Origin of the sequence: Microcoleus sp. PH2017_35_SFW_U_B (assembly GCF_020737865.1) — a bacterium.
In the GTDB taxonomy this organism is placed as follows: Bacteria; Cyanobacteriota; Cyanobacteriia; order Cyanobacteriales; family Microcoleaceae; genus Microcoleus.
Map to the genome: position 1 here is coordinate 1 of NZ_JAEQDE010000008.1, position 1,408 is coordinate 1,408.

Here is a 1,408-nt window from a genome sequence, read left to right on the forward strand (position 1 = left end):
GTCATTACAAAGCGTATCTATAGCTTCTAAGAATGGTGAATTTATCTCAAAATATACTCACCACTAGCGAAGAGTGTTCAATAAGATGCGTTCCCCCTGGGAGTGAGTTGATCCGCCTTCTTTTTTTCTAGCAGGCTTTCCATTCGGAGTTGAAGAGATTCAGTGAATTTGAATAGCGTCCAATCTCCCACCTTTTCAATCTGAATTTCATGAATGAGTGAGGACGGCTTACTGAGAGTCGTAATCATGTTTGCTTCTGCCAGAAGGGAGTGGAAAGACATTGAAAATCTGCGCTTTAACGAGATTATAGCTTGATATGAAGGGGCGATCGCGCTTTAACAATGCTTTGCACCTTCCCGCAAGTCTTGTTTGCGGGCAGTCCTCTATTATGTTTGTGTATTGTCGATTACCGTAGAAAATAGTTACAGAGAGGATTCAGATGATGACTCACGGATTGAAGCGTCGAACCATTTACTCTGCGGGAATTGCGAGTTTAATCCTGAGTGTTTCGTTCTGGATTCCGATCGCAGCCCTGGCAAAATATACTCCTCCTCCAAACCCTTCTAAACCGAAAGAAACGGGCACGAATACCACTCGCGGCGGCAGTTGTGAAGGTGATTCAGCGGCGGTATTAACTGCCTTAGTGCCGTTTAGCCATATGGGACAGACGATTTCCGGGCATCCGACTTTTACCTGGTTTGTACCCGATCGCACTTCTCGTCCGTTGCAATTGAGGCTGTTTACTCGATCGGGCCAACTACTCTACAGAACCGAGATGGAGAGTCAGCCAGGAATCATGTCCGTTGCTTTGCCGGCAAATCTGCCTCCACTGTCGATCGGGCAATCCTATCAGTGGGGCGTTGCTGTGCGATCGGAATGTTCCTTCGCGGAATGTGGTGGCGACGGCAGAAATCCAAGTGGTGCAGCCTGCTGAATCGTTGCAAACTCAACTTGCAGCCGCGCCAACTCCCCAACAGCGGATCGACTTGTATGCCAAGGCTGGGCTGTGGTATGACGCGATCGCCGAAGCGCGCAAAGCCTCTGAGACTTCTCAAAATCAAGCGGCTGTGCTGGAATTGCTAGATTCTCTGGCTAATTCGGAAGCCCAACCTTTGAAAGATTGGAGCGATCGATTGAAGCAAATAAGAGCGATCGAACAACAACGCCAACTCCCGCAACCCAAACCCTAAAATCCCATGCAGCCTTTCTCGCTAAAACTGTTTAAATTCAATTGTGAGGTGCGATCGGGCTTCCTGTTTCCCCTCGCCTTTTGCTTTTTATCTGTTGTTTTTTACATTCCTCCGCATTTTTCACCAAAAAACGAGCGAGAAGCCCCTGGCTTTAGACATGGGGAGGAAAGCGGCTGCGACTTCAGTCGCCTTGAATTAAACTCCATAGGAATAGCCAT

Annotated in this window: 1 pseudogene; it reads left to right on the top strand. The window is 48.0% G+C overall.

Going from position 1 to position 1,408, the window contains the following annotated elements:
- Positions 1–442 precede the first annotated feature (442 nt).
- Positions 443–1,190 (top strand): annotated as a pseudogene (locus JGK36_RS00065) (DUF928 domain-containing protein).
- The last annotated feature ends 218 nt before the right edge of the window (positions 1,191–1,408 follow it).